The following is a 25,971-nucleotide window of genomic DNA, read 5'->3' as shown; positions in this document are numbered from 1 at the left end:
TATTTAAATACAATGGTTTTTAAAGAAAAGCTTTTATAGTATATTTGTTAAAATTAAAAATGTATATGGAAAGACCACTTATTCTGGTAACGAATGACGACGGAATTACAGCGCCGGGTATCAGAAACCTTGTCAGTTTTATGAACGAAATCGGAGAAGTAGTGGTGGTAGCACCCAACTCCCCACAAAGCGGTAAAGGCCACGCCATTACCATTAATTCTACCCTAAGCTATGAAGAAGTCCATCTGGAAGGTCCTCAGACCGATTTTTCATGCAGCGGAACACCGGTAGACTGTGTAAAGATGGCGCTTGATAAAATTCTGCCGAGAAGACCGGATATCGTGGTTTCCGGGATCAATCACGGAGCGAATTCATCCATCAATGTGATCTATTCAGGAACAATGTCTGCTGCAGTGGAAGCCGGTGTGGAAAATCTTCCCGCGATTGGGTTCTCTTTGCTGGATTTCAGCTGGGAAGCTGATTTTAGCCAAGCCAAAGAATACATTCAGAATATCGTTAAAAGAACATTGGAAAACCCGATGCCGAAAGGGATCGTTTTAAATGTAAACATTCCGAAGCTTACGAAAGAGGAGATCAAAGGCGTAAAAGTATGCAAGCAGGCCCATGCCAAATGGGAGGAAAGCTTTGATGAACGGGTGAATCCCCACGGTAAAAAATATTACTGGCTGACCGGTTATTTCAACAATATGGATGAATCGGAGGATGCTGATGAAACGGCTCTTGCCAACGGATATATCTCTATTGTTCCTGTAAAATTCGACCTTACGGCTTATGAGTATATGAATACGCTGAATGAGGTAATGAAATTCGATTAAACAAAACAAATAAGGCGTAACTTTTTTACGCCTTAATTTTTCCCACGGATTTCACAGATTTCCACAGATCGTTCTTTGGGATTTTCTATTTAAAAAGACAGGACATCAACAACCGAAACCTGTATCAAAACAGTACTTTATCATCCCGTCTCAATTCTTCCAGGTATTTGCTCTTATCATCCCGGTAAAAGAGGTTCATCGTTTCAAAAGGTATAAGCTTCAGATCTTTATTTACGATATGGACGCAGGATTTCTTTACGGCACGGACGTCGAAATCATGGGCATCCATAAAGTTCATAATAATGATCCTGAACAGGTTATCGTAATCCAGATTAGGCGCGGAAACTTCAGGAAGACAGCACAATAACTGATTGACTTTAGGCTGTACTTTATCTACGGAAATTCCCGTGCTGAAAATATCCAGCAGCTGCATCTGCAATCCGGTATCCTGTTCGTAAACGATGGTATTCCGCGTTTCATTGTTGAGCAGATCAGCAGGATTGATGTAGCGTGTTAAAGGAATGATTTCCCCTTCGAGTTTCAGGATATACCCCATTGCTAAAGCATCAGGATTACAGGGAACCGGAATCAGATCATCGGAATTCAGCAGCGGAAACTGGTTCAGGATTTCCTGACGTACTTCGGTAAGCGTTATTTTTTCGTGCGCCGAATCTTCCCGGTTCCTTCCGGCAATTTCCACCGGCTGGAAGGTTATTCCGCGGACACATTTCTGTTTTAAGGCAAACTCGATGATCTTGCCGATTTCATCGATATTTTTGCCTTTCTGCAATACGATAACCAGCGTGGTCGAAAGGTTCAGTGCATTTAATTTCTCCAAAGCCTTCATCCGGACATCGGTAAGATCTCTCCCCCTGAAATCCTGCAGCACTTCCGGCTTAAAGGAATCAAACTGGAGATAAACCTCAAATTCCGGTGCGTAGGTCGCCAGCTTTTCGGCAAACCCGGAATCATTGGCGATCCTCACCCCATTGGTATTCAGCATTAAATGTTTGATAGGCTTCGATTTGGCAATGTCCATGATTTTGAAAAACTCAGGATGGATGGTCGGCTCACCTCCACTGATCTGGACCACATCGGGCTCTCCTTCGTTTTTTACAATGATATCGAACATCGCCTCAATTTCCTCCAGACTTCGGTGGCTTCCGTAATGCGGGGAAGACATGGCGTAGCAGGTCGGACAGCTAAGGTTGCAGCGGTCCGTTACTTCCACAATCGAAAGGCAGCTGTGTTGCTCATGATCCACACACAAACCGCAATCGTACGGACAGCCGTATGCTACCTCCGTCCCGAAATGCACCGGCATTTCCGAAGCTTTATTGTAATTTCTTATATTTTTGTAGTAATGGACATCCGAAGCAATCTTGGTCCTGAAAAATCCGTGATCCGGACATCTTTTCGTCATGAAAACCGCTTCATCCTCAATAATAATTTTTGCACCTACCCTTTTCAGACATTCCGGGCACAGGCTGATCGTATAATCGTAATACGTATAATTTCTTACCGGCATAATTTTGATTTAAATTCCTCCTCCGCAAATAAATCCGCTCACCAATCCACAGAACAACAAGCAAATCAGCATCGTCTGAATAAACTGTTTCCTGGAAAATTTCCGGTTATCTTTTGATTCGTAAACGACCTTGACAATTAAAGTAACAATCAGGGAAAAAATGGAAGCCACAAACAGGATGATGAGAATAATCATCAGGACCAGGCCTCCGAGATTACCAACTTCCAACAGGGTGAGGATTTTCATAAGTTTTGTTTTTTGAGTGAATAAAGCGGACAGTATTTTTTATTATATAAATGTAATAAATAATTACACAAATACATACGATCTGAATAGTTCCTAAATTTCCGATAATTTCTATCCTGGGCTTAATAAAGTCCAGCAGGAACCTAAAGGTAAAGTAACTCAGCATAAAGACCTGAAATATAAAACCTGAAGGATAGTTTTTTTTCCTTTGAATAGTTTTTAAGATAATCCGGAGAATGATCAGAAAAGCAATTTCGTATAATGCTACCGGATGCCTCAGGTACTGATCGCCGAGATGCATTCCGAAAATGAAATCGGTGGGAACACCATATGTCTCTTCGTAAATCCCGGTGAGGAAACAGCCGATCCTTCCAATGATCATAGCCAGGATCAACGGGAAAACAATCAGATCGCCGGTGCTTTCCTTATGACCGACCGCTTTTTTGGCCAGCTCCACTCCCATCAAGCCAAATGCCAGCCCACCGACAATCGTATTGTTGGTCCAGACCGTCTTAAAGTCGAAATGGCCGAATAACTTGTATGGATTTTCCAGATTCCCGATCAGTTTAGAACCGAACAAAGCACCCGCTGTTGCCCCGATTAACACGGCAGCCGAGACATTAAAGGAAACCTTCTCGCTGGATTTTCTTTTTAGATAAAAATAATAGCGCATCCCGATAAACATCCCCAATGCTTCAAAAAGCGGATGTGCGAGTATGGTTTTGCCAAAAAGATGAAAAGCTACCGGGAAATCCATGGTATCAAAAGTATTGTTTTTAATTAAGAACAAAAGCATAATAATCAAGGGATTTTTATCAGGAACACATAATCGGCTCAAAGGTTTTTAAGAAAAGGTTTTTAGCCATAGAAAAATGTCTTTTTAGAAAATTCAATCCTGATCTGAAAGGTTTCAATCAAAGTTTTTTCATACATTTAAATAAAATAATTTTCCAAATATGAGAATAGAATATGATATTAAACTGGGATTTAAAGATGTAATGTTCCGTCCGAAACGCTCTACTCTGAAATCCCGTTCGGAAGTTGATCTGGAAAGAGAATTTACATTTAAGCATACCCGTAAAAAATGGAAAGGAATCCCGGTAATCGCGGCCAATATGGATACGGTGGGAACTTTCGAAATGGCGGTGGAGCTGGCAAAAGAAAAGATCATTACTGCCATCCACAAGCATTATTCGGTAGAGGAATGGACGGAATTTTTAAACAGCCATCCCGAAGATATTCATCAATATATTGCCTTAAGTACCGGAACAGGAAAAGCTGACGAAGAAAAGCTTGGAAGAATCCTTGAACGGCATCCTAAAATCGAGTTTCTGTGCATCGATGTAGCGAATGGTTATTCCGAACATTTCGTCGGGTTTGTGAAGAGAGCAAGGGCTAATTATCCGGACAAGATTATCATGGCCGGCAATGTGGTAACCGGGGAAATGGTAGAAGAGCTCCTTTTGGTAGGTGCCGATATCATCAAAGTCGGAATCGGTCCCGGTTCAGTCTGCACTACCCGGGTAAAAACCGGAGTAGGATATCCGCAGCTTTCCGCGATTATCGAATGTTCGGATGCCGCTCATGGATTGGGAGGCCACATTATTGCAGACGGCGGCTGTAAAGTTCCGGGCGATGTAGCCAAAGCTTTCGGCGGAGGTGCCGATTTTGTGATGCTGGGAGGCATGTTTGCCGGCCATGACGAGAGCGGAGGTGAAATGGTAGAGGAAAACGGCAAGAAATACAGGCTTTTTTATGGAATGAGTTCAAAAACAGCCATGGATAAACATTCGGGAGGTGTGGCAGAATACCGTGCATCGGAAGGAAAAACGGTAAAAGTAGCTTATAAAGGTCCGGTTTCTGAGACGGTAAAGGATATTCTTGGCGGCGTCCGTTCCACCTGTACCTATGTCGGTGCTTCAAAACTAAAGGAGCTCTCCAAAAGGACCACATTCATCAGGGTACAAGAGCAGGAAAACCAGGTATTTAAAGACTGAGGATTCAATAAGGTATCAAAGGTATTCCTTGATAAGTTAAAACAGAAAATCCGTCCCATTGTGACGGATTTTCGTTTATATTTTATTTAACAATGATTCTTATGTTAGCAAGCCTCCGTCCACATTTAAGGTCTGTCCGGTAATGTAAGAAGCCATTTCGCTTCCTAAAAATACACATGCATTGGCAACATCCCGGGTCTGGCCGAGTTTCTTCATTGGGATCGATTCATTCCATTTTTCTTTTGCCTTGTCATCCAAAGCATCTGTCATTTCAGTCTGGATAAACCCCGGAGCAATAGCGTTGCAACGGATATTTCTTGAACCCAGTTCCAAAGCTACCGATTTTGTAAAACCGATTACTCCTGCCTTGGATGCCGCATAATTGGCCTGGCCTGCGTTTCCGCTGATACCAACTACCGAAGTCATATTGATGATCGATCCTGCTTTTGCCTTCATCATCGGCTTAATTACCGCTTTTGTAAGGTTAAATACGGAATCCAGGTTAACATTGATTACTTTGTCCCAGTCTTCTTTAGACATTCTCAACAATAGGTTGTCTTTTGTAATTCCTGCATTGTTGATCAGAATATCAATTTTACCAAACTCAGCCATCACTTCATCCACCAAAGTTTGCGCAGCATCAAAATCCGATGCGTCCGACTGGTACCCTTTAATTTGCGTTACAGAACTTAAAGATGCTTCTAATTCCTTTGCTTTCTCTACCGATCCGGCATAGGTGAATGCTATTTTTGCCCCCTGTTGAGCATACATTTCAGCAATTCCTTTACCGATTCCTCGTGTAGCTCCCGTTATTAGCGCTACTTTTCCTTCTAATAGTTTCATATATATGACAATTATTTACTTTCTAATCTATTCACCTCTGAAATCCGGCTACTATCTATTATTGAGTTTTACAGAAATAAAACAGTGCGCAAAGATATTATAAAATGTTGTTCATTACATTTTAAATCACTCTTTTAGCAAAATTTCTCAGCTGTTTTTTGTCATAAAGACATTACGGTTGATCAATCGGTAAAATCCCGGTCCTTCTGTTCCGTGAAATAAATGAATTCGGATTCTTTGCTTTTTGTGAGCCTGATACCCTTTTTATCATGGAGAAATCTATCGTAAATTATTTCCGTCAGCGGCTCGTTCTGATGATTGGTTACTCCGAATTTGTTGTTTTTCTTCACTATAAATTCATCGGCCCCCAGGAAAGTAGTGATGTCATCATAGACGAAAGGAACCATTTCGTTACCGTTTTCATCCATCATTCCGTACAGATTATCGCCGTTTTTCCCGACAAGTGCAGGATAAAGTTCTGATTCCCTGATTTCTTTAAGGGTCTTTAATTCTTTATACTGCCCGGTCTTTGGAGAAAAGGTATAATAGGTATCATTTCGGTTCAGAATAAGGGCATTCGGGAATATTTTTTCGATTCCGTAGTCGTCATTCAGAATATTTTTTAAATCTTTATCTAAAATTTTTTCCTCTTTTTCTTTTCTCAGATACAGATATCTCCCGCCGGAAATAGTAAGCCCTTCCACCCTGTCGTATTCTTTTGGAAAGACAATTTCTCCATTAAGGCGCACAACGGCAGTCTTCGGGTTTGCCTGGTCCTGCGACGTTTTGAAAAGACCATTAAAAAGAGGGTTTACATAATGGTAATCAAGATCATACAGTTTGCCTTCTTTCTTTGAAAAGATGCTTACTTTATCGTCTTTTGTAAGATAAATATATTCTCTTCCTACGAATGCCTGTTCGTATATTTCATCAGCGATCACCTTTTCTTTTTCATCGATAATTCCGTATCTCTCCTTGGCAACATCCAGGGTAATCAGATAAGGAAAAGCATTGATATTATCTACATTATGGCCGGAAATGGTACTGATGGTTTTCCCGTTGTTATCAATCACTTCACCGGATTTTTCCCCCTGGGTAAGATAGGCCCTGCCTTTATAAAACCGGAGATCTTCCGCAAACTCCCGGCCGGAAATTTTTTTCCCGCTGAAATCATAGATCAGCCAGATCCCGTTATTTTTCACGAAAAACCTGTTCTCGCTTCCGAATACAATTTTTTCTGAAAAGGGAATAATTTCCTTTCCGTTAAAATCACAGACTCTATCTCTTCCCTGTTTCGTACAGATCAGCCGGTCTTTATTTTCCCAGGTCCTGAATTTGAACAGGTCCATCGGGATGATTTCTTTTCCTTCAGCATCGATAACGGCCGTTTTTCCATTCTCTTTTCCGGCTTTTGCTTTCAGAACAAAGCGGTTTTTCCAAAGAGGAGAAATTTCACTTTTTGCCGGATAATCAAACGTAATATTTCCCAGTGAATCCACAATTCCTGCTTTTCCGGTTTTGGCATCAGTAAATATCCCGTAACCTTTTGAATAGGAACGGACTTCTTTACCCAGTTTTCTGGTTAACAGGATCTGCTTATACTGATCTGTCTGTCCGAAGCAGACCGACGAAAACAGTACGAAAATTAATTTTTTCAATTAAATGGAATTATTTACGATGAGGACGATTTCGCCTTTTAAGGTCTTGCTTTTTGAAAATTCAATAAGTTCAAGAATTGTTCCGCGTTTGGTCTCTTCAAATTTTTTGGAGATTTCGCGGCTCAGACTTGCTTTGGTCTCCTCACCGAAGAATTCCCTGATCTGTTCCAGGGTGGTATTGATCTTATGCGGACTTTCGTACAGGACAATGGTCTTTTTTTCTTCTGCTAACTGTTTCAGCTTGGTCTGACGACCCTTTTTCTGCGGAAGGAATCCGGCAAACAGAAATTCGTTATTGGGCAATCCTGAAACCACGAGTGCCGGAACAAAAGCTGTAGCGCCGGGAAGGCAGATCATTTCAATATGATGATCCGAACCGGCTTTGGCCAACAGATAACCGGGATCTGAAATTCCGGGAGTCCCCGCATCGGTGATGATGGCAATGTTCTGGCCGTTTTTAAGGTCTGTGATTACTTTCTCAGTTGCCTGATGCTCGTTATGCAGGTGATAGGATTTCAAGGGTTTTGAAATCTCAAAATGCTTCAAAAGAATTCCGGAAGTTCTGGTGTCTTCGCATAAAATATAATCAACCTCTTTCAGGACATTTACCGCTCTGAAGGTCATATCTTCGAGGTTCCCGACCGGCGTGGGAACAAAATATAGGATTCCGCTCAAAATTAAGTTTATAAAAATTTATTTTCCACCAATATCCAAAGCCTTTGGGCATATTCATCCACTTTATTCCATTTTCTGGAATAATAGAGGTCGCTCAGGTATTCCTTTGCCTCTTCCAGCGTTTTAAAGCTGTTGAGATTCGCCACTACTTCGTTCAGCTCAGACTGGCTTCCTCCGAATAAGGTTTTGGAAAAGGCAATCCGGTCATTTAAATCCAGTTTGAACTCAGGCTTTTTCTTTTCCGCTTCCATAAAATTATCCGGAATATTGGTTTTTAAAATACTCCCTGTATCTTCTTTTTCTACAGAAGCTGATTTTTCTGCCGATTGCCCACTTGTAAGATGATCTTCATCAAAAAATGACTGAACGGCTTTCAGGCCTCTGATATTGGCCAGCTTTATTTTTTTATCATAATTGTAAGCATGGTATGCTTCAAGGCTTTCAGAGTTTTCATCCGAATTTCTTTCTTCTTCAGAAACCGGCGTTTCAATGTCTACAATTTTTCTTCTGTCATTAGTTTCCTCCAAAACAGATTCTTCCTGCCTCTCTTCCTCTGCCGTTTCATTTCTAAGATCGTTTACAATATTTTCCATACCGGAAGTATCGGTAGCCATTTCCCCCTGCTCCATCATCACGTTGGACGAAATCGGCGGGTTACTGGATTCTTCAGCCGGGTGCTCTATCGGTTGCGAAGCAGATTCAAAATTATTCAGGATCCTTTCTTCTTCCTCGAAAGAATTTAAAATTTCCCCTTCATTATCCGAAATTTCATTTTCAAATTCATCGATTTCATTCAGCTGGTTATTGAAAACGGCCTCTTTCTCCGTCTTTTCATCATCAGGATCAGATTCAGAAGGATTTTCTTCTTCATCCGGAAAATTATTCTCTTCTGCATTGGTATGAGGACTTTCAGGTTCATTATTCTCATCTGGCTGATCGTTAAAAATGCCTAAATTTTCATTCAGCACTTCCTGAACATCCGTTTCTTTATTTTCCTCTGCAAAATTCACTAAGGTTTCGTGAAGTTCTTCTTCTACAATTTCATTTAACTGGTTATTGAAAATCGCCTCTTCTTCAGTCACCTGATCTGAGTAACCGCCGGGTTTTATTTCATTCAGTTCATTGTTGAAAATGGCTTCTTCTTCTGTTACTTCATCATTTTCACCGGATCGGTAAAAATTTTCGTTATTTTCCGGAACCGGCGAATAATTTTCATTTCCGAAATAGGTAATATTCTTTTCCAGCAGACGCAGGAAAGAAATTCTTTCGGCCAGCTCTTCCACCAGATCCAGCTTGGACGAAAGCTCGTCGACATGGCTTATTTTGTCCAGAATACCAATGATATTCCTGGATTCAAAAAAAATTTTTTCCTTTAAATCTTGGATGTTCTGCATAGAAGAATCTTGTTAAAATTGCTTACTTTTGATCTTGAAAATATACTGCTAATTTAACAAATGTTTTTAGAAAATACAATTAATCATTCCAAACAAAGCGGTTGGATGGAAGTAATTTGTGGCTCAATGTTTTCCGGAAAAACAGAAGAGCTGATCCGGAGGCTCAGGAGAGCCGAAATGGCGGGACAGAATGTGGAAATTTTTAAACCGAAACTGGATACGAGATATTCGGACGAAGACGTCGTTTCGCATAATCAGAACAAGATCCGCAGCACATCCGTAGAAAACCCCAGCGAGATTCTGCTGCTGGCCTCCAATTGCCATGTCGTAGGAATAGACGAAGCCCAGTTTTTCGATGAAAGCATTGTGTATATTGCCAATCAGCTTGCCAACAGCGGCGTCCGGGTCGTGATTGCCGGGCTGGATATGGATTTCCTCGGAAGACCCTTCGGACCCATGCCCAACCTGATGGCTACCGCGGAGTACGTCACAAAGGTACATGCCATCTGCAGAAGAACCGGCAATCTTGCCAATTATTCAATGAGAATTTCCGAAGGCAAAGACCTGGTAGAACTCGGAGAGACAGAAGCTTACGAAGCCGTAAGCCGGAGGGTTTTTGTAGATGAAGTTTTGGATAAAAACTAATTTAATATCAAATTTATTCGTATTTTTGCTTAAAATATAATAGTAAAAACTATCGGAAAATGATATTGGAAATCAAAAATTATATAAAAATCAGCAATTCCATTGACGAGATTCTAAAAAATTCGCCGTTCAAAATGAAATACATTATTGAAAAGAGCGGGATTTCCGAGCCTACTTTCTTCCGGAAAATGAAAGAGAAAAAGTTCCTTCCGGAAGAACTGCTGAGAATCGCGGAAATTATTGAACCGGAAAAATCGCTTCTTCAGTCTCTTGAAGAAGCCGAAAATGATTTCGAAAACGGAATTTTCTATTCTCATGATAAAGTCATGAAAATTTCCAAAGAACGCTTTATAAACAAATATGGAAATAAAGTGGTCTAAATTTGCAGTACAGGACCTGGAGCAGATTGAAGATTATATCGGGACCAGATTTTCTTATAAAGAATACCGGAACTTTATAGGTATTCTAAACCATAAAATAGAGTTGATTCCTGACAGAAAAGCAGTCTTTCAGAAGCTGGAAAAATTTCCTGATTATCACAAATTCTTAATCACGGAACAAACGACCCTTATTTACAAATTAGAACCGGACTCCCTGAAAATATTACGTTTGTATAATAATTATCAGGACGAAGACAAAAAATTTATCACAGACGATTTATAAATGAATTATACAGCAGAAGCTATTGCAAAGATCACCAATGCAGAAATTGTAGGAAACGGAAGTTTAATCATCCGGAATATTGCTTTTGACAGCAGGATTATCTATTCTACCAAAAACACGGCTTTTATTGCGATCAATACGTCTAAAAATTCCGGCGAAAAATTTATTGAAGCAGCTATAGACCGTGGCATCGATATCATTATTTCCGAACATCATGATCCGCAGTTTGAAAATATCACCTGGATCATTGTAGAGGATTCACTGGCCTTTCTCCAGAAATTAGCCCGGTATCATTTTGAAAATTCCTGTTTGAAAACGATAGGAATTACCGGTAGCAACGGAAAAACCATTCTAAAAGAATGGCTGTATCAATGTCTCTGGAATGAGTTCCCTACCGTAAAAAGCCCGAAAAGTTTCAATTCGCAGATCGGGCTTCCCCTATCGCTTCTTCAGGTCAACGGTTCTCACGAACTTGGAATTTTTGAAGTCGGGATTTCCCGGCCGGAAGAAATGGAAATACTGGAATCTGTTTTTCACCCGCAGATCGGTCTGCTTACCCATATCGGAACGGCTCACCTGGCCAACTTCAGCTCAGAAGAAGAACTGATTGACGAAAAGATTAAGCTCTTCAGAAACTCCAAGGTGATCATTTACAATGGCGATCATCCTCTGGTTGAAAAAAAAATCAAAGAATTATATTCCGGTAAAAAATTAATTGCCTACGGCTTTAAAGAGCACAATCAGGTTTACTATAAAAATAGTCTTCAGAAAAATGAAGATGTTATAGCCCGATATTTCGGGGAAGAAATTTCATTTCCGGTACATCAGAGAGACGAAGCGACATTAACCAATGTTTTGGCACTTATTACAGTATTAAAGGAGCTGAATATTGGAAATCACGAGATCGTTGAAAAAATCAACGCGCTGAAGGCCGTTGAAATGAGGCTTGAAGCCATCGAAGGCGTGAGGGGCAATATCGTCATCAATGATTCATTTAATCTTGATCTGGATTCCCTGAAAACAGCCCTTCAATTTCTTAATGAATACAAAAAGCCGAAGAAATCTCTGGTGCTGACTGACATCTTAGGAGTAAACTCCAATTCCAAAGAGCTTTACGAAGAAGTTTCCGATCTGGTCAACGAACAGCAATTTGATTCAGTCTTCCTGATCGGAGATGAAATATCAAAATTCAGTGAATTATTTAAATCTAAAATTTTTACTTTCATCAGTACTCAGGAACTTATTGACAGCAGGCATCTTAATGAATTGGAGAGCCAGCTTGTCTTGTTAAAGGGCGCAAGAAAATTTGAGATCGAGAAATTAAAAGATATTCTTGAGCTGAGAAAGCATGACACGGTGCTGGAAATCAATTTAAATGCCATTCTCCATAACATCAATTATCATAAGTCCCTCCTTAAACCTTCTACGAAGATGATGGCAATGGTAAAAGCCAATGCCTACGGACTGGGAAGTTACGAGATCTCCGAATTTCTGCAGCATCATCACATTGATTATTTAGGGGTTGCTTTTGTAGATGAAGGCGTGGAACTCCGTAAAAAGGGAATTACCATACCGATCATTGTGATGAATCCTGAGCAGCACAGCTATGAAACCGTGATTGCCTATAATCTGGAACCGGAAATTTATAGTTTACGGGTATTGGAATTATTCTATAATGCCGTTCAGAAATCCGGCTGTGACAAAGAATATCCTATTCATATCAAACTGGAAACCGGCATGCACCGTCTTGGTTTTAAGGAAGATGAACTGGATCAGCTCAGCAGTACTTTAAATTCAATGAATGTTAAAGTGCAGAGTATTTTCAGCCATCTCTCGTCTTCAGATATGCCGGAAGAAAAAGAATTTACCCTGAATCAGCTAAAAACATTCGAAAAAAATTCATCGTATATTATAGAAAAGCTGGGCTATGCTCCGATCCGCCACATCCTGAACTCTTCGGGGATCACTTCTTATACTGAATATCAGTTTGAGATGGTAAGAATCGGAATCGGAATGCTGGGAGAATCCTCAAATAAGGCCATACAAAGGCAGCTGCAACCTGTGGTAAGTTTCAAGACCGTCATTTCCCAGATCTCAGTGGTGCAAAGCGGAGAATCAGTAGGATACAGCCGCCGGTTTAAAGCAGAACATCCGACAAAGATAGCAACCCTTCCTGTAGGTTATGCAGACGGTATCCCGAGACTGATCGGGAATCAGATAGGAAATGTTGGAATTAATAAGACCCTTGCCCCTATTGTCGGAAGCATCTGTATGGATATGATGATGATTAATGTCGATCACATTTCACATGTGAAAGAAGGTGATGCGGTAACCATATTCAATGCGAAGCCAACCTTAAAAGAATTTGCAGCCTACTGCCAAACCATAACCTATGAAGTTCTGACTTCTATCTCGCCCCGTGTAAAACGGATTTATGTAAAAGATTAAGCCACAAAATTATGAGAAAGCTCCTGATTATTTTATTTGCATTTCAATTGCTCTTTGTCCATTCTCAGATAAAAAAAGATCTGGTGATTCCCAAAAATCCCAGAATCGGGCTTTCACTTGCCGGTGGCGGCGCCAAAGGATTTTCTCATGTAGGCGTTCTTAAAGTACTGGATTCTTTAGGCGTAAAGGTAGACTATATTGCCGGGACCAGTATGGGAGCAATTGTCGGTGGCCTCTATGCATCCGGCTATTCCGGAAAGGAAATCGAAAAGATTGTCATGGATACCGATTTCTATTCCCTGATTACTGATCCGAAAGCCAAACGCCAGGAAACGACATTCTTCAATAAATCGGTAGATAAGTACCTTTTATCGATTCCGCTGAAAAACGGAAAGATCAACCTTCCCTCCTCCATCAGTTCCGGACAGAAAAATGTTTATCTGCTGAAAGAGCTTTTCAAAAACGTTTCCAGCATTGAAGATTTTTCAAAACTACCGATTCCTTTTATGTGTGTGGCCACGAATCTGGAAAGCGGGAACATGCAGATTTTTGAAAAAGGAGATCTCGTACAATCCATCATGGCGAGTTCCGCTTTTCCTTCGCTTATGGATCCTGTAAAAATCAACGACAGTATTTATATCGACGGAGCTATGACGGTAAACTACCCTTCAAAGCCTTTAAAAGATAAAGGAATCGATATCGTCATCGGAGTAGATCTTAATCAGGATCTCTCCAAAAGAGAAGACCTGAACAGCATTATCGCTATTCTGAACCAGGTTATCGATTTCGGAATAAAAAAAGATACAGAGCGGCAGTATAAATATACCGATATCAATATCAAACCCAATCTACAGGGCATGACTGCTACGAGCTATGATGACAAGAAAAAAATTCTTGACAGCGGGTATGCAGAGGGCTTAAAATATGCAGATATTCTGGACCAGCTCCCTAAGCGGCCGTTTGACCGTATAAGGCAGCAAATGAGCCCTATTTATTCCAATGTTTACAAGATCGATAGCGTAGCCGTCGAAGGAAACAGAATCTACGGGAAAAACTATATCCTCGGAAAAATGGGATTGCGCCTCCCTTCTCTTCAAACCTACGGAAGCATCAATAAAAAAATTGACAAACTGGTTGCTACGAATAATTATAAATTCATCAACTATGATATTATTTCTGACAGCAAAGCCAATTATCTGAAGCTCTACGTTACCGAAGATGATGCCAGACATTTCATCAAATTCGGATTGCATTACGACGAAATTTTCAAAACCGGCCTGCTGGTTAATTATTCAGCAAAACGGCTTTTATTCCGCAATTCCAATCTTTCCCTGGATGTCATCGTAGGAGACAAACCCAGATATTATTTAAACTATTTTATCGACAACGGATACATTCCCGGCTTCGGAATCTACTCCTCCGGGATGAGCTTCAACCTGAGGGATGCCGGCAATAATGAAGTGGACAAATGGGAATGGCTCCGGAACGAAGTCTACCTGCAGTCGATCTGGAAAGATAAATTTGCGGTCGGCGGCGGAATCAGCCACGACTATTTCGAAGCGGAATTTAACGGCGACAATAAAAGATACAACCGTTTCCTGAATCCTTATGTATTTCTGAAAAGCGATACCCAGAATGACAGGGACTTCCCTACCCGCGGCATCTACATCAATGCAGAAGGGAAAGTGATCGATCTGCTTAAATCCGAAGTAGACCGCAGGCTGGTTCAGATTAAAGCGGACATCAGGATAAATATCCCTATTTCAAAACAGTTTTCTTACAGGCTGAATCTTTACGGAGGAATCACGCTGGGTGAAAACCTTCCGGAATTTTATAAATACAGGCTGGGCGGAATCTTTGAGCAGAATATTGTGAACTTCAGAAGTTTCTCCGGGTTTTATTTTGCCCAGCTGAATACCAACAATGTGATTCTGGCTTCGAACGATCTCCAGTTCAAATTCAATAAAAATTATTTTCTGAGCGGAAACTTTTCTTTTGCCAATCTTTCCAATGATATTTCTTTTGAGGATGCGGTGAAATTAAACTACAGCTCCGTAGGACTTACGGCAGGATACAAATCTCCTTTCGGACAAATCAAAGTGAACTTCAGTCACTCTCTTAAAAACAATCAAAAAGGCATATTCAGTGTTATTTTAGGACACTGGTTTTAATTACAATGATACAATTTTTTTACGAAAACTTACCGGAATCGGTAAATACGAATTATACGGCATGGCTGGAAGAAATCATTCTTTCGGAAGAAAAAAAGCTGGGCGAAATCAACTATATTTTCTGTGATGACGACTATCTGCTGAAAGTAAACCAGGACTATCTCCAGCACGATTACTATACTGATATCATTACATTTGACTATGTAAAAGGCAGGACCATAAGCGGAGAGATTTTTGTATCTTTGCAGCGCATTTCCGATAACGCCTCTACCCTATCCGGCAATTATGAAGAAGAACTGAGGCGTGTATTGGCTCACGGGATCCTTCATCTCTGCGGGTACAAAGATAAAACAGAGGAAGAGGAAAAGCAGATGCGGGAGAAAGAAGATCATTATTTAGTCAAATACCTGTAAGGCCCTGCTTATTTTTAAGGAGCTTCATCCCGCTCTCCGCACTCGCTGTTTTCTTTCAGAAAAGAAAACGAGCTCAGACAAAAGCTGCGACCGGGGCTAGATGAGAACATAATGTAAACAGTTTAAGACTGAAAAACAGATAATGTTTCACGTGAAACATTTGTAAAAAAATAATAAAATATAAGGCTTAAAACAAGCGATAAAATGATTTCAGAAATATATGACGTAATCGTAGTAGGTGCCGGGCATGCAGGATGTGAAGCTGCTGCCGCAGCTGCAAATTTAGGTTCGAAAACCCTGCTTATTACCATGAATATGCAGACCATCGGACAAATGAGCTGTAATCCTGCCATGGGCGGAATTGCCAAAGGGCAGATCGTACGGGAGATTGATGCCATGGGCGGATATTCAGGAATTATAGCGGATAAATCTGCCATACAGTTCAAAATGCTGAATCTTTCCAAAGGTCCTGCTATGTGGTCTCCCAGAACACAGAACGACCGGATGCTCTTCGCGGAAGAATGGCGTCTGGCATTAGAGAATACACCTAATCTTGATTTCTTTCAGGACATGGTAAAACAGCTTATTGTTGAAAATAACAAAGTGACAGGTGTGGTTACCTCTTTAGGTATCGAGATCAGAGGCCGGTCGGTGGTTCTTACCAACGGCACTTTCCTCAATGGTCTGATCCATGTTGGAGACAAGCAGCTGGGAGGTGGAAGAATGGGTGAACCCCGTGCTTTCGGAATCACGGAGCAATTGGTTTCTTTAGGTTTCGAAGCAGGAAGAATGAAAACCGGTACTCCACCGAGAGTGGATGGAAGAAGCCTGGACTATTCTAAAATGGAAGAACAGAAAGGTGATGAAAACCCGCAAAAGTTCAGTTATCTGGATACGCCTAAATTAACCAAACAATTAAGCTGTCATATCGTTTATACCAACGAAACGGTTCATGATATTTTACGTGAAGGTTTCGACAGAAGTCCGATGTTCAACGGAACGATCCAGAGCTTAGGGCCAAGATACTGCCCGAGTATTGAAGATAAGATCAACCGCTTCGCCGAAAGGAACAGGCATCAGCTGTTCGTCGAGCCGGAAGGTTGGAAAACCGTAGAAATCTATGTAAACGGATTCAGCTCTTCCCTTCCGGAAGATGTACAGATCAAAGCTATGAAACACATCCCGGGATTTGAAAATGTAAAAGTTTTCCGTCCGGGCTATGCTATTGAATACGACTACTTCCCTCCTACCCAGCTCAAGCATACCTTGGAGACCAAACTGATCGATAATTTATATTTTGCGGGTCAGATCAACGGAACTACAGGTTATGAAGAAGCCGCCGGACAGGGTCTGATTGCAGGGATCAACGCCCATAATAAAGTAAAGGAAAAAGACGAATTTATCCTTAACAGGGACGAAGCCTATATCGGGGTCCTGATTGATGACCTGATTACAAAAGGAACAGAAGAACCATACCGGATGTTTACTTCCAGAGCAGAATACAGGCTTTTATTGAGACAGGACAATGCCGATATCAGATTAACCCAGAAAGCATTTGATTTAGGATTAGCAAAAGAAGACCGTCTGCAAAGAGTACAGGAGAAAGTAACTAAGAGTGAAGAACTTGAAGCCTTCTTACGGGAAACTTCTTTAAAGCCGGGAATTATCAACCCGATCCTCGAGACCATCGAAAGCAGTCCTGTAGATCAGGCGTACCGCGCAGCACAGATTCTTACAAGGCCGAATATGACGCTGGAAAAACTGGATGAAATCGATTTTATTAACGAAGTTTCCTCCAACTATGATGAAGAAGTACGGGAACAGGCTGAAGTGAATATTAAATACAGAGGATATATTGAAAAGGAAAAGGAAAATGTAGCCAAACTGAACCGTCTGGAAAACATTAAAATTCCTGAAGATTTTGATTATTCAAAGATATCCAGTCTTTCCGCAGAGGCTAAACAGAAAATGACCAATGTAAGACCGAAGACCATAGCGCAAGCCGGAAGGATCAGTGGGGTGTCACCTGCAGATATTAATGTTTTACTGGTGTATTTAGGACGTTAAAATAAAAATGTTTCACGTGAAACATTTAAAAATTAAAGGCAAAAATTAAGGTATTTATGAGCTTGGCAGATGCTCTGAATATCTTAATTTTTTAATATAAAAGAAAACCATCAAATGAAAATAAAAGATCATTTTCTTTCCCGGGAAGTTTTTGAAATAAAAGAAACAGATACCAAAGGGGTTTTCAGAACCTTCCCTATCCCACCGAATATTTCAAAATATTACGAAAGCGAAGATTATATTTCCCATCATCAGGATTCAGGAAGCTTAAAAGAGAAGCTCTATAAATTTTTACAGTCATTTAATTTACAATATAAAAAAACCATTCTGCTGGATCGTATTCCTAAAGGATCAAAAGTTCTGGATTATGGCTGCGGCGCAGGGGAATTTGTAAAATATATTGAAAACGATTTCGAAACTTTCGGATTTGAACCGGATGCAGATGCAAGAAAAGCCGCTCAAAGTAAAATTTCAAAGGCGAAAATTTTGAATGATCTTAATCTTATCGAAGATCACAGTCTGGACGCTATTACTCTTTGGCATGTTTTCGAGCATATCGAAAATCAGGATGAAATGCTTGAGATCTTTAACAGGAAATTAAAAGAAAAAGGCTTGCTGATTATTGCGGTTCCCAACCCCACCTCTTATGATGCTAAACATTATAAAGAATACTGGGCGGCTTATGACGTCCCGAGACACATCTATCACTTTTCTAAAAACGGCATGGAAAACCTGATTTCTAAAAAGCCCAACTGGAAACTGAGAAAAATTAAACCGCTGGTTCTCGATTCCTATTACATCTCCATGCTGAGCGAAAAATACAAAAAATCATCTCTATTCTGGCTAAAAGCAGTGGTCTACGGAACGATTTCTAACGCAAAAGCTGTTTTTTCCAATGAATTTTCGAGTTTGATATACATTATCGAAAAAAATTAGAAAATCGATTTTTAGGCCATTTCTGAAGGCCAATTTTGATCAATTTGAGCTAAAAAATTTAAAACGTCCGGAACTACATCCGGACTTTTTCGTTTTAACCCCTCCCCTACTCTCTTTACCGATCAGAAAATTTTTATAAAAAATCCGAGGCGTTTAACATTTCACTCCTTTTATATCAACATTGTTAGTAACAGGTTAGTAACTCAAAAAAAAGAAGTAAAAATTAAAGCAGTCACCATTCCCTGCTAATTTTCATGAGACAACCCCATCATATAAAGTTTAGAAGTTCTGTCATTATGAATAAAACCTAAATAGAATTATTAAAGTGATTAGGACAGATTCAAAATAAATTACATCCGGTAAGGATCGGATAAAATCAGTTTTTCTAAATATTTCTACAAGATTTAAAATTTAACTTCAAAAAATATTTTCAGCTACAAGATGAGACTTCAATAAATCCAGCTCAAAAAAAAGTCCGCTGAGAAATTTCAACGGACTTTTTTATAAAAATCAAATTTCTTACTTGTTGATCGCAGCAACTCCCGGAAGTTCCAAACCTTCCAGACTTTCCAGCATTGCTCCTCCACCGGTAGAAACATAACTTACCTTATCGGCGTAACCGAACTGTTTCACGAAAGCCACACTGTCTCCTCCACCTACTAATGAGAAAGCTCCGAGTTTTGTTGCCTCAGCAATGCTGTCTCCCAAAGCAACCGTTCCCGCCGCAAAGTTTGACATTTCAAAAACACCGATCGGTCCGTTCCAAAGAATTGTTCGGGAATTCAGCAAGACATCATTGAACTGGTCTCTTGATTTCGGACCGGCATCCAATCCCATCCATCCTTCCGGAATATCATAAATGTCGGATTCTTTTCTTTCCGCATCGTTGCTGAAACTTTCAGCGATGACCGTATCGGAAGGAAGATATACTTTTACCTTATGTTCCTTAGCTTTTCCCAGGATCTCAAGCGCTAATGGAAGTTTATCTTCTTCAACCAGCGAAGTTCCGATTTTTCCACCCAATGCTTTAATGAAAGTAAAGGCCATTCCCCCTCCGATAATCAGATTATCAACTGCCGGAAGTATATTTTCTATAATGGTAATTTTAGTTGAAACCTTTGAACCTCCCAATATGGCCGTAACCGGCTTCTCGCCGCTTTTCAATACTTTATCAATTGCCTTAAGTTCATCAGCCATCAATAAACCGAAGAATTTAGTTGAAGGAAAGAATTTAGCAATAACAGCAGTAGAAGCGTGTGCCCTGTGTGCGGTACCGAAAGCGTCGTTCACATAGGCATCCGCCAGCTGGGAAAGCTTTTCGGCAAATGCTTCATCTCCCTTCTCCTCTTCATTGTGGAAACGTAGGTTTTCCAACAGAAGGATTTCACCCGGTTGAAGGTCAGCAGCTGCTTTTTCAGCTTTCTCCCCTACACATTCTTCCACAAACTTAACCTCCTTTCCCAATACACTGGAAACTTCATCAACGATATGCTTAAGGGAAAATTCATCCTTCGCCTCTCCTTTCGGTCTTCCCAGGTGGGCCATAAGAATCACGGAACCGCCGTCATTCAGGATCTTATCTACAGTAGGTTTTACAGCCGTAATTCTCGTGTTATCGGTTACTTTGAGCTGGTCGTCCTGCGGGACATTGAAATCCACTCTTACCAGAGCTTTCTTTTCATTGAAATTAAAATCATTGATTGTTTTCATATGTACATTTTATATTTTTTCGGGGCAAGCAGAACCGGCTTTGGGAATAGGTTTTCGTTAAAAATTTCCGGCCGGTTCGGTTTCATGCTCTTTTTCGATTTTCGTTTCACAAATGTAAGATTTTAAAATTTTCAGGACGGGGCAGCCTTTGAAAAGTTTTCAAAAAGTTTCCCGCAGCCTCAACATTCATCAATCAACATATTTTCTTTTCTCTTAAAAAAAATAAATGGGTACTGTTGTTGAGTGTTGTGAGTTTCGGGGATAAATTCTGCCCTAATACTTTTTGATATTGAATAAGAGCGTAACTCACATTTTATCTACATTTTAAAGTGCTGTAAATAAGTGTATTATAATAGTTATCCATAATTGTGAATAATTTTCCCCAAAATGGAATATGAATAAAATAAGTATGGAAAACCATGGGAGTTTCTCCAGAAAACTTTGTGAAAAAATATCTTGGATTTTCTGATGCTAATCTTCATTACAAAATTTTTCAATGTTACGAAAGATTTACTTTCCCTCTTTTTTCAACATTTACTCACAAGCCATTTCACAATTAATTCCCAAAAATTAAAGACTTATCCACATTATACTTAAATTTGTGTGAATAAATCTAAAAAAAGGCTTAATACAAAAATTATGAAAAGGAAAATAGCAATCGCTGCAGATCACGCAGGCTATGAATATAAAGAGATTGTGAAGAACTATCTTTCAGAAAGGTTTGATATTCAGGATTTTGGCACGTTTTCCACAGACAGTGTGGATTATCCGGACTTTGTTCATCCTGCTGCAACCTCTGTGGAGAAGGGTGAAAACGAACTGGGTATTTTATTCTGTGGCAGCGGAAACGGGGTGCAGATCACGGCTAACAAACATCAGAAGATCCGTTGCGCCCTGTGCTGGATGCCGGAGATTGCATCGCTGGCGAGACAGCATAACGATGCGAACATGATTTCCATTCCTGCCCGGTTCATATCAAAGGAGCTGGCGATGGAAATTGCCGATAAATTCCTTTCCACGGATTTTGAAGGCGGAAGACACCAGAACCGGGTTGATAAAATTGCATTCTGCTAACAGATAAAGGCTTGTAAATCATATTGCAAGCCTTATTTAATTTTTAATTTTGTATATTTGCAGTGTCCGGCAGGTTTACCACCTGTTATTTCCAATTAGACCTGATAAAATGGTAAAATTACATTTCCTTCAAGGTTTTATCCATTCTTCTCCATATTTGTGTTACATTTATACAAACCTAAAACTTCCGTTATAGTAAATTTGGAAGGAAAATTGATGTCGTCATTCTATATCGGTAGATACAGTTAAAACAAAGCCGGCACCTAGGATTTTGTTTGAAACTATTTCTCTGTGCAGAATAAGACAAAATCTCATAACAGAAGGAATCCGGGATTGATAGATCTTTCAGGAAATATAGAGATAGAATAATAAATCACATTCAGATAAGAGAGCTGAAACAGCAGATTACATTAATTGATAAAAAATCAAATCTGGAATGTGAAAAGATTAATTAAATAAATTAAAATGGCAAAAAAGAAGAAATATATAAGTCAGAAAAACGACCATAAATTAAGAGAGATCGGCAAGCTGATCCTGAGATTTATGAATGGAAATTCTACCAAAGTCTACAATTACAAGCAAATTGCAGACGGAATAGACCATAAAAACCCGAGACAGCGCGAACTGGTAATCCAATCCCTGCACAAGCTGCAGGCCGACGGAAGAATCAAGGAGAGTGACAAGGGAAAATATATCATTAACCTTGATATTCAAGGAACATTAACGGGAACTATCGATTTCAACCAATCCGGAAATGCGTATGTAACTGTACAAGGAGTAGATAGTGATATCTTTATCCATTCTAAAAATGTAAAGGATGCCTTGCAGGGCGATAAGGTTTTAATTGTGACCTATACCTACAAAGGAAAGAAAATGGAGGGTTCCGTACTGGAGGTTCTGGAAAGAACGAGAACGGAATTCGTGGGAACCTTACAGATGGTTCCCCATAAGGATTTCGGATTTGTGGTTTGTGATAAAAAGACCATCAATACCGATATTTTCATCCCGAAAGGAAAGTTCGGAGGTGCCCAGGACGGTGATAAAGTGATTGTGAAGATGACCGAATGGAGGCCGGGCGATAAAAACCCTGAAGGTGAAATCGTACAGGTTTTGGGAGCTCCCGGAGAACATGAAACGGAGATCCACTCGATTCTTGCGGAATATGGTTTGCCTTACGAATTCCCTGAAGAAGTGGAAAGGGATGCTGATAAGATCGATAGGAGTATCAACGACGACGAAGTAGCCAAACGCTGGGATATGCGGGGCATTACCACTTTTACCATCGATCCGAAAGATGCCAAGGATTTTGATGATGCCCTGTCTGTCAGAAAGCTGGAAAACGGAAACTGGGAAGTGGGTGTACACATTGCGGACGTTTCCCATTATGTGGTTCCGGGAACCATGCTGGATGATGAAGCTTACCAAAGAGCAACTTCGGTGTATCTGGTAGACCGTGTGGTGCCGATGCTGCCGGAAGTACTGAGTAACGACGTATGCTCGCTTCGTCCGCACGAAGATAAGTTCACCTTCTCTGCGGTTTTTGAACTGAATGAGAAAGCAGAAATCAGGAAGCAATGGTTCGGAAGAACGGTGATCCATTCCGACAGGAGGTTTACCTACGAGGAAGCCCAGGAGAGAATTGAAGGAAAAGATGGCGATTTCAAAGAAGAAATCCTTGTTCTTGACGGGCTGGCAAAAATCCTGCGTCAGAAAAGGATAAAAGACGGAGCCATTACTTTCGACCGGAGTGAGGTACGTTTCAACCTGGATGAGAACAACGAGCCGATCGGTGTTTATTTCAAGATCAGCAAAGATTCCAATCACCTAATCGAAGAATTCATGTTGCTGGCTAATAAGAAAGTATCTGAATTCGTTTCATTGAACAAAAGAGGCGAAATTACCCAGAATACATTCATCTACAGGATTCACGATGATCCTGATCCGGCCAAGCTGGAATCGCTGAGGGATTTTGTTTCCACCTTCGGCTATAAAATGGATCTTGCCAATACCAAAAAGGTTGCAGAATCTTTAAATAAATTGTTGCATGACGTAAAAGGCAAAGGTGAAGAGAACATGATCGAAACGCTGGCCATGAGAAGTATGAGCAAGGCAGTATATTCTACGGAGCCGATCGGCCATTATGGTCTCGGATTCGATTATTACAGCCACTTTACTTCCCCGATCCGGCGTTATCCCGATCTGATTGCCCACCGTCTGCTTCAGCATTACCTCGACGGAGGAAAATCCCCGAACAGAGCGGAGTTTGAAGATAAAGCGAAGCATTGCAGTTCCATGGAAAGGCTGGCCGCCGATGCGGAAAGGGATTCCATCAAATACATGCAGGTGAAATTCATGGAAAAACACCTGGGAGAAACCTTCAATGGGGTGATTTCCGGTGTTGCAGAATTTGGATTCTGGGTAGAAATTCCGGAGAACGGTGCCGAAGGCCTGATCAAATTGAGGGATTTAATGGATGATTCCTATACCTACGATGCAAAAACCCATGCCGTATACGGATCCAGACACGGGAAAAGATATCAGCTGGGAGACAATGTCCAGATCAAGGTGGTGAAAGCCAACCTGATTGCCAAACAGCTGGACTTTAAGATTGTAGACTAAATCCATCAGATAAAAGACGAAAACCGCAAGCTATTGCGGTTTTTTTATTCTTTCTCTCTTATGCGAATCCTGTCATATTTAATTTATTTCCAGTCAGTTAATTATAAAAATAAAAATCAGGTTGATCAGTCAGAATTTTAGTAGGTTGACAAACGATTTCATTTCATAAATCCATACCTTGGATAATGATGTTTACCTAAGGAACCTCCGGCATCCAGCTTCCTTCTTCCAGCCTGCTAATCTGAGTTCTACTTTGGGTTTACATTATTCCATTACCAAAATAAGTTTAGCATTATTAATCTGTTTGGTAAGCTTTTCGCAGTTTCATTTCCGGCGAACCAAATTCATTTTCCTGTTTGCTTTTTAAAACATAAAGTTTAAATTTGTATAAATACATGAATTTTTATTCATTGAAAAACACCACTGAATGTTTGAACTTATATTGTCTGCCATCGTATTAGGATTCATGCTGAGTCTTGTTTTTATAGGACCTATCTTTTTCCTTCTGATAGAAACCAGCTTTTCCAGAGGTCCGAAACATGCATTGGCATTGGATCTGGGCGTAATTTCTGCAGACCTGCTCTGCATTTTGGCAGCCTATTATGCAAGTGCGGACATTGTAACGCTCATTGATAAGCATCCCGGGTTCTACCGGATCACCGCCATCCTGATTCTCGTTTACGGAATTGTGATGATGGTTACAAAGACCAAAATGCATATTCCGGGTGAGGAAAAATTCATGAACCAGAATTATTTCAAAACCTTTATAAATGGTTTTTTCTTTAATCTCCTGAACGTCGGTGTCATTCTTTTCTGGCTGGTAACGGTGATTTCCGTAAGGAATCAGTATCCGGATACCGGCAATTTTATTTTATATATCGGGATCGTTATCGGCACTTACCTCTTTATCGATCTGGTTAAAATATTCCTGGCCAAGCAGTTTCATGATAAATTAACGCAGAGTTTAGCCAATAAAATCAGAAGGATTGTCGGTGGAATTCTTATTGTATTCAGTTTTTTTATCTTTTTACAGAGTTTCAAAAAATTCAATCAGTTCGATAAACGTCTGGAAGAAGCTGAGAAAACCGAAGTTAAATACCAAAAAAGCAAATGACAGATATAATCTTTCCTAAAGCCCTCAAAAAAGGCGATAAAATAGCCGTCATTTCCCCGGCAGGCTCCGTAGAACCGGCACATTTGGAAAAAGGGATTGAAATGATACGGAAAAGAGGATACGAACCTGTTTTAGGCGAACACCTGTATACGAAGTTTTCCAATGGCTACAGTTATGCCGGGACCGAAGAGGAAAGATTGAAAGATATGAACCGGGCCTTAAATGATCCTGAAATTTCCGCTGTCTGGGCTTCCAGAGGAGGATATGGATGCCAGCATCTGATCCATGGTTTGGATCTTAAAGGTTTTACCAAAAAACCGAAATGGTACATCGGGTATTCCGATAACACCGTTATCCAGAGCTACCTATTGAATAAGGGCTTTACATCCGTCCACGGACAGACCATAAAAACTTCGAGTTTTGGTGTAACAGAAGAAAGTTATGACCTTATTTTTGATATTTTAGACGGCAGCCTGCCGGAATACAGCATAAAGCCGCATGAGAAAAACAGACCGGGCTCCATCAAGGGAGAACTGGTCGGTGGAAATCTAGCCCTTATTTACGCGCTGCTGGGCACCAAATATTCTTTTGATTTTAAAAACAAAATTCTTTTTATCGAGGATACCGGTGAAAACTTCTATGCCCTTGACCGGATGATTATGAGTCTTGAACTGGCGGGTGTTTTTAATAAAATTTCAGGTCTGATTATCGGCGGAATGACCAATATGGGCGATGAAAAAGAAAATAAGCAATATGAAGAAAGCTTTGATAAATTTGCTTATCAATTGATTTCAGACCGGATTTCAAAATACGAATTTCCGGTGGTTTTTGGTTTTCCGAATGGGCATATTAAGGACAACAGACCATTGATAATAGGAGGAAAGATAAGTTTAAAAGCAGATAAAACAGTATCGGTCAGTTACAGAAAATAAAA

22 protein-coding genes are annotated in these 25,971 nt (G+C 40.3%); 14 read left to right on the top strand and 8 right to left on the bottom strand.

What is annotated here, in order from left to right; translation table 11 throughout:
* Window positions 1-65: 65 nt before the first annotated feature.
* Window positions 66-836 carry a 5'/3'-nucleotidase SurE gene (gene surE, locus FY557_RS03895; protein WP_149245978.1) on the top strand — a complete coding sequence of 257 codons (771 nt, stop codon included), beginning with the start codon at window positions 66-68 and terminating at the stop codon, window positions 834-836.
* Window positions 837-960: 124 nt separating this feature from the next.
* On the opposite strand, the gene FY557_RS03890 is transcribed toward surE, so the two are convergent.
* Genes FY557_RS03890 through FY557_RS03880 form a run of 3 tightly spaced genes read right to left on the bottom strand, consistent with a single transcriptional unit; the run spans window position 961 to window position 3,406 of the window.
* Window positions 961-2,364 carry a radical SAM protein gene (locus FY557_RS03890; RefSeq protein ID WP_149245977.1) on the bottom strand — a complete coding sequence of 468 codons (1,404 nt, stop codon included), beginning with the start codon at window positions 2,362-2,364 and terminating at the stop codon, window positions 961-963.
* A gap of 9 nt (window positions 2,365-2,373) precedes the next feature.
* Window positions 2,374-2,610, bottom strand: coding sequence for a hypothetical protein (locus tag FY557_RS03885; RefSeq protein ID WP_149245976.1), 237 nt, complete (start codon window positions 2,608-2,610; stop codon window positions 2,374-2,376).
* On the bottom strand, window positions 2,579-3,406 hold the full coding sequence (locus FY557_RS03880; protein ID WP_228451695.1) for a prolipoprotein diacylglyceryl transferase: 828 nt from the start codon (window positions 3,404-3,406) through the stop codon (window positions 2,579-2,581). Before FY557_RS03880 ends, FY557_RS03885 begins: the two co-directional genes overlap by 32 nt.
* A 160-nt stretch (window positions 3,407-3,566) precedes the next feature.
* Between FY557_RS03880 and FY557_RS03875 the strand changes: the two genes are divergently transcribed.
* Window positions 3,567-4,607 carry a GMP reductase gene (locus FY557_RS03875; protein WP_149245975.1) on the top strand — a complete coding sequence of 347 codons (1,041 nt, stop codon included), beginning with the start codon at window positions 3,567-3,569 and terminating at the stop codon, window positions 4,605-4,607.
* A 99-nt stretch (window positions 4,608-4,706) separates the two neighbouring features.
* On the opposite strand, the gene fabG is transcribed toward FY557_RS03875, so the two are convergent.
* The 4 genes from fabG to FY557_RS03855 all read right to left on the bottom strand — a co-directional run bounded on the left by fabG (window position 4,707) and on the right by FY557_RS03855 (window position 9,177).
* Window positions 4,707-5,450 (bottom strand): 3-oxoacyl-[acyl-carrier-protein] reductase, encoded by a 744-nt coding sequence (gene fabG / locus FY557_RS03870; protein WP_149245974.1) that lies wholly within the window; start codon window positions 5,448-5,450, stop codon window positions 4,707-4,709.
* A gap of 182 nt (window positions 5,451-5,632) precedes the next feature.
* Window positions 5,633-7,108 carry a WG repeat-containing protein gene (locus tag FY557_RS03865; RefSeq protein ID WP_149245973.1) on the bottom strand — a complete coding sequence of 492 codons (1,476 nt, stop codon included), beginning with the start codon at window positions 7,106-7,108 and terminating at the stop codon, window positions 5,633-5,635.
* Window positions 7,109-7,783 (bottom strand): 16S rRNA (cytidine(1402)-2'-O)-methyltransferase, encoded by a 675-nt coding sequence (gene rsmI / locus FY557_RS03860; protein WP_149245972.1) that lies wholly within the window; start codon window positions 7,781-7,783, stop codon window positions 7,109-7,111.
* An 8-nt stretch (window positions 7,784-7,791) separates the two neighbouring features.
* Window positions 7,792-9,177 carry a hypothetical protein gene (locus FY557_RS03855; RefSeq protein WP_149245971.1) on the bottom strand — a complete coding sequence of 462 codons (1,386 nt, stop codon included), beginning with the start codon at window positions 9,175-9,177 and terminating at the stop codon, window positions 7,792-7,794.
* A gap of 60 nt (window positions 9,178-9,237) precedes the next feature.
* Here FY557_RS03855 and FY557_RS03850 point away from each other — a divergent pair, with 60 nt between their 5' ends.
* The 8 genes from FY557_RS03850 (at window position 9,238) to FY557_RS03815 (ending at window position 18,520) form a co-directional block, all read left to right on the top strand.
* The gene (locus FY557_RS03850; protein ID WP_149245970.1) at window positions 9,238-9,822 is read left to right on the top strand and encodes a thymidine kinase; all 585 of its coding nucleotides are present in this window, start codon (window positions 9,238-9,240) and stop codon (window positions 9,820-9,822) included.
* A 59-nt stretch (window positions 9,823-9,881) separates the two neighbouring features.
* Window positions 9,882-10,202, top strand: coding sequence for a hypothetical protein (locus FY557_RS03845; protein WP_149245969.1), 321 nt, complete (start codon window positions 9,882-9,884; stop codon window positions 10,200-10,202).
* Window positions 10,183-10,485, top strand: coding sequence for a type II toxin-antitoxin system RelE/ParE family toxin (locus FY557_RS03840; RefSeq protein ID WP_149245968.1), 303 nt, complete (start codon window positions 10,183-10,185; stop codon window positions 10,483-10,485). Before FY557_RS03845 ends, FY557_RS03840 begins: the two co-directional genes overlap by 20 nt.
* A complete protein-coding gene (locus FY557_RS03835; RefSeq protein WP_149245967.1) occupies window positions 10,486-12,933 on the top strand; it encodes a bifunctional UDP-N-acetylmuramoyl-tripeptide:D-alanyl-D-alanine ligase/alanine racemase in 2,448 nt (815 codons plus the stop codon).
* Window positions 12,934-12,944: 11 nt separating this feature from the next.
* Window positions 12,945-15,104 (top strand): patatin-like phospholipase family protein, encoded by a 2,160-nt coding sequence (locus tag FY557_RS03830; RefSeq protein WP_149245966.1) that lies wholly within the window; start codon window positions 12,945-12,947, stop codon window positions 15,102-15,104.
* A gap of 5 nt (window positions 15,105-15,109) precedes the next feature.
* Window positions 15,110-15,517, top strand: a complete 408-nt coding sequence (gene ybeY, locus FY557_RS03825; protein ID WP_149245965.1) for an rRNA maturation RNase YbeY — start codon at window positions 15,110-15,112, stop codon at window positions 15,515-15,517.
* A gap of 204 nt (window positions 15,518-15,721) precedes the next feature.
* On the top strand, window positions 15,722-17,584 hold the full coding sequence (gene mnmG, locus FY557_RS03820; RefSeq protein WP_149245964.1) for a tRNA uridine-5-carboxymethylaminomethyl(34) synthesis enzyme MnmG: 1,863 nt from the start codon (window positions 15,722-15,724) through the stop codon (window positions 17,582-17,584).
* Between the two features lie 114 nt (window positions 17,585-17,698).
* Entirely contained in the window at window positions 17,699-18,520 is an 822-nt protein-coding gene (locus FY557_RS03815) for a class I SAM-dependent methyltransferase (protein WP_149245963.1), read from the top strand.
* A 519-nt stretch (window positions 18,521-19,039) separates the two neighbouring features.
* Here FY557_RS03815 and FY557_RS03810 read toward each other — a convergent pair.
* A complete protein-coding gene (locus FY557_RS03810; protein WP_149245962.1) occupies window positions 19,040-20,230 on the bottom strand; it encodes a phosphoglycerate kinase in 1,191 nt (396 codons plus the stop codon).
* Window positions 20,231-20,869: 639 nt separating this feature from the next.
* Here FY557_RS03810 and rpiB point away from each other — a divergent pair.
* The 4 genes from rpiB to FY557_RS03790 all read left to right on the top strand — a co-directional run bounded on the left by rpiB (window position 20,870) and on the right by FY557_RS03790 (window position 25,969).
* A complete protein-coding gene (rpiB, locus tag FY557_RS03805; RefSeq protein WP_149245961.1) occupies window positions 20,870-21,304 on the top strand; it encodes a ribose 5-phosphate isomerase B in 435 nt (144 codons plus the stop codon).
* Window positions 21,305-21,769: 465 nt separating this feature from the next.
* Complete coding sequence (rnr, locus tag FY557_RS03800; protein WP_149245960.1) at window positions 21,770-23,923, top strand: ribonuclease R; 2,154 nt, start codon at window positions 21,770-21,772, stop codon at window positions 23,921-23,923.
* 427 nt (window positions 23,924-24,350) lie between these two features.
* Window positions 24,351-25,037, top strand: a complete 687-nt coding sequence (locus tag FY557_RS03795) for a LysE family translocator (protein WP_149245959.1) — start codon at window positions 24,351-24,353, stop codon at window positions 25,035-25,037.
* Window positions 25,034-25,969, top strand: a complete 936-nt coding sequence (locus tag FY557_RS03790) for an LD-carboxypeptidase (protein WP_149245958.1) — start codon at window positions 25,034-25,036, stop codon at window positions 25,967-25,969. The genes FY557_RS03795 and FY557_RS03790 overlap by 4 nt, the downstream gene beginning before the upstream one ends.
* The last annotated feature ends 2 nt before the right edge of the window (window positions 25,970-25,971 follow it).

This window comes from Chryseobacterium sp. SN22 (assembly GCF_008329705.1).
Classification (GTDB): domain Bacteria; phylum Bacteroidota; class Bacteroidia; order Flavobacteriales; family Weeksellaceae; genus Chryseobacterium.
This window is presented reverse-complemented; position numbering and strand designations above follow the sequence as displayed.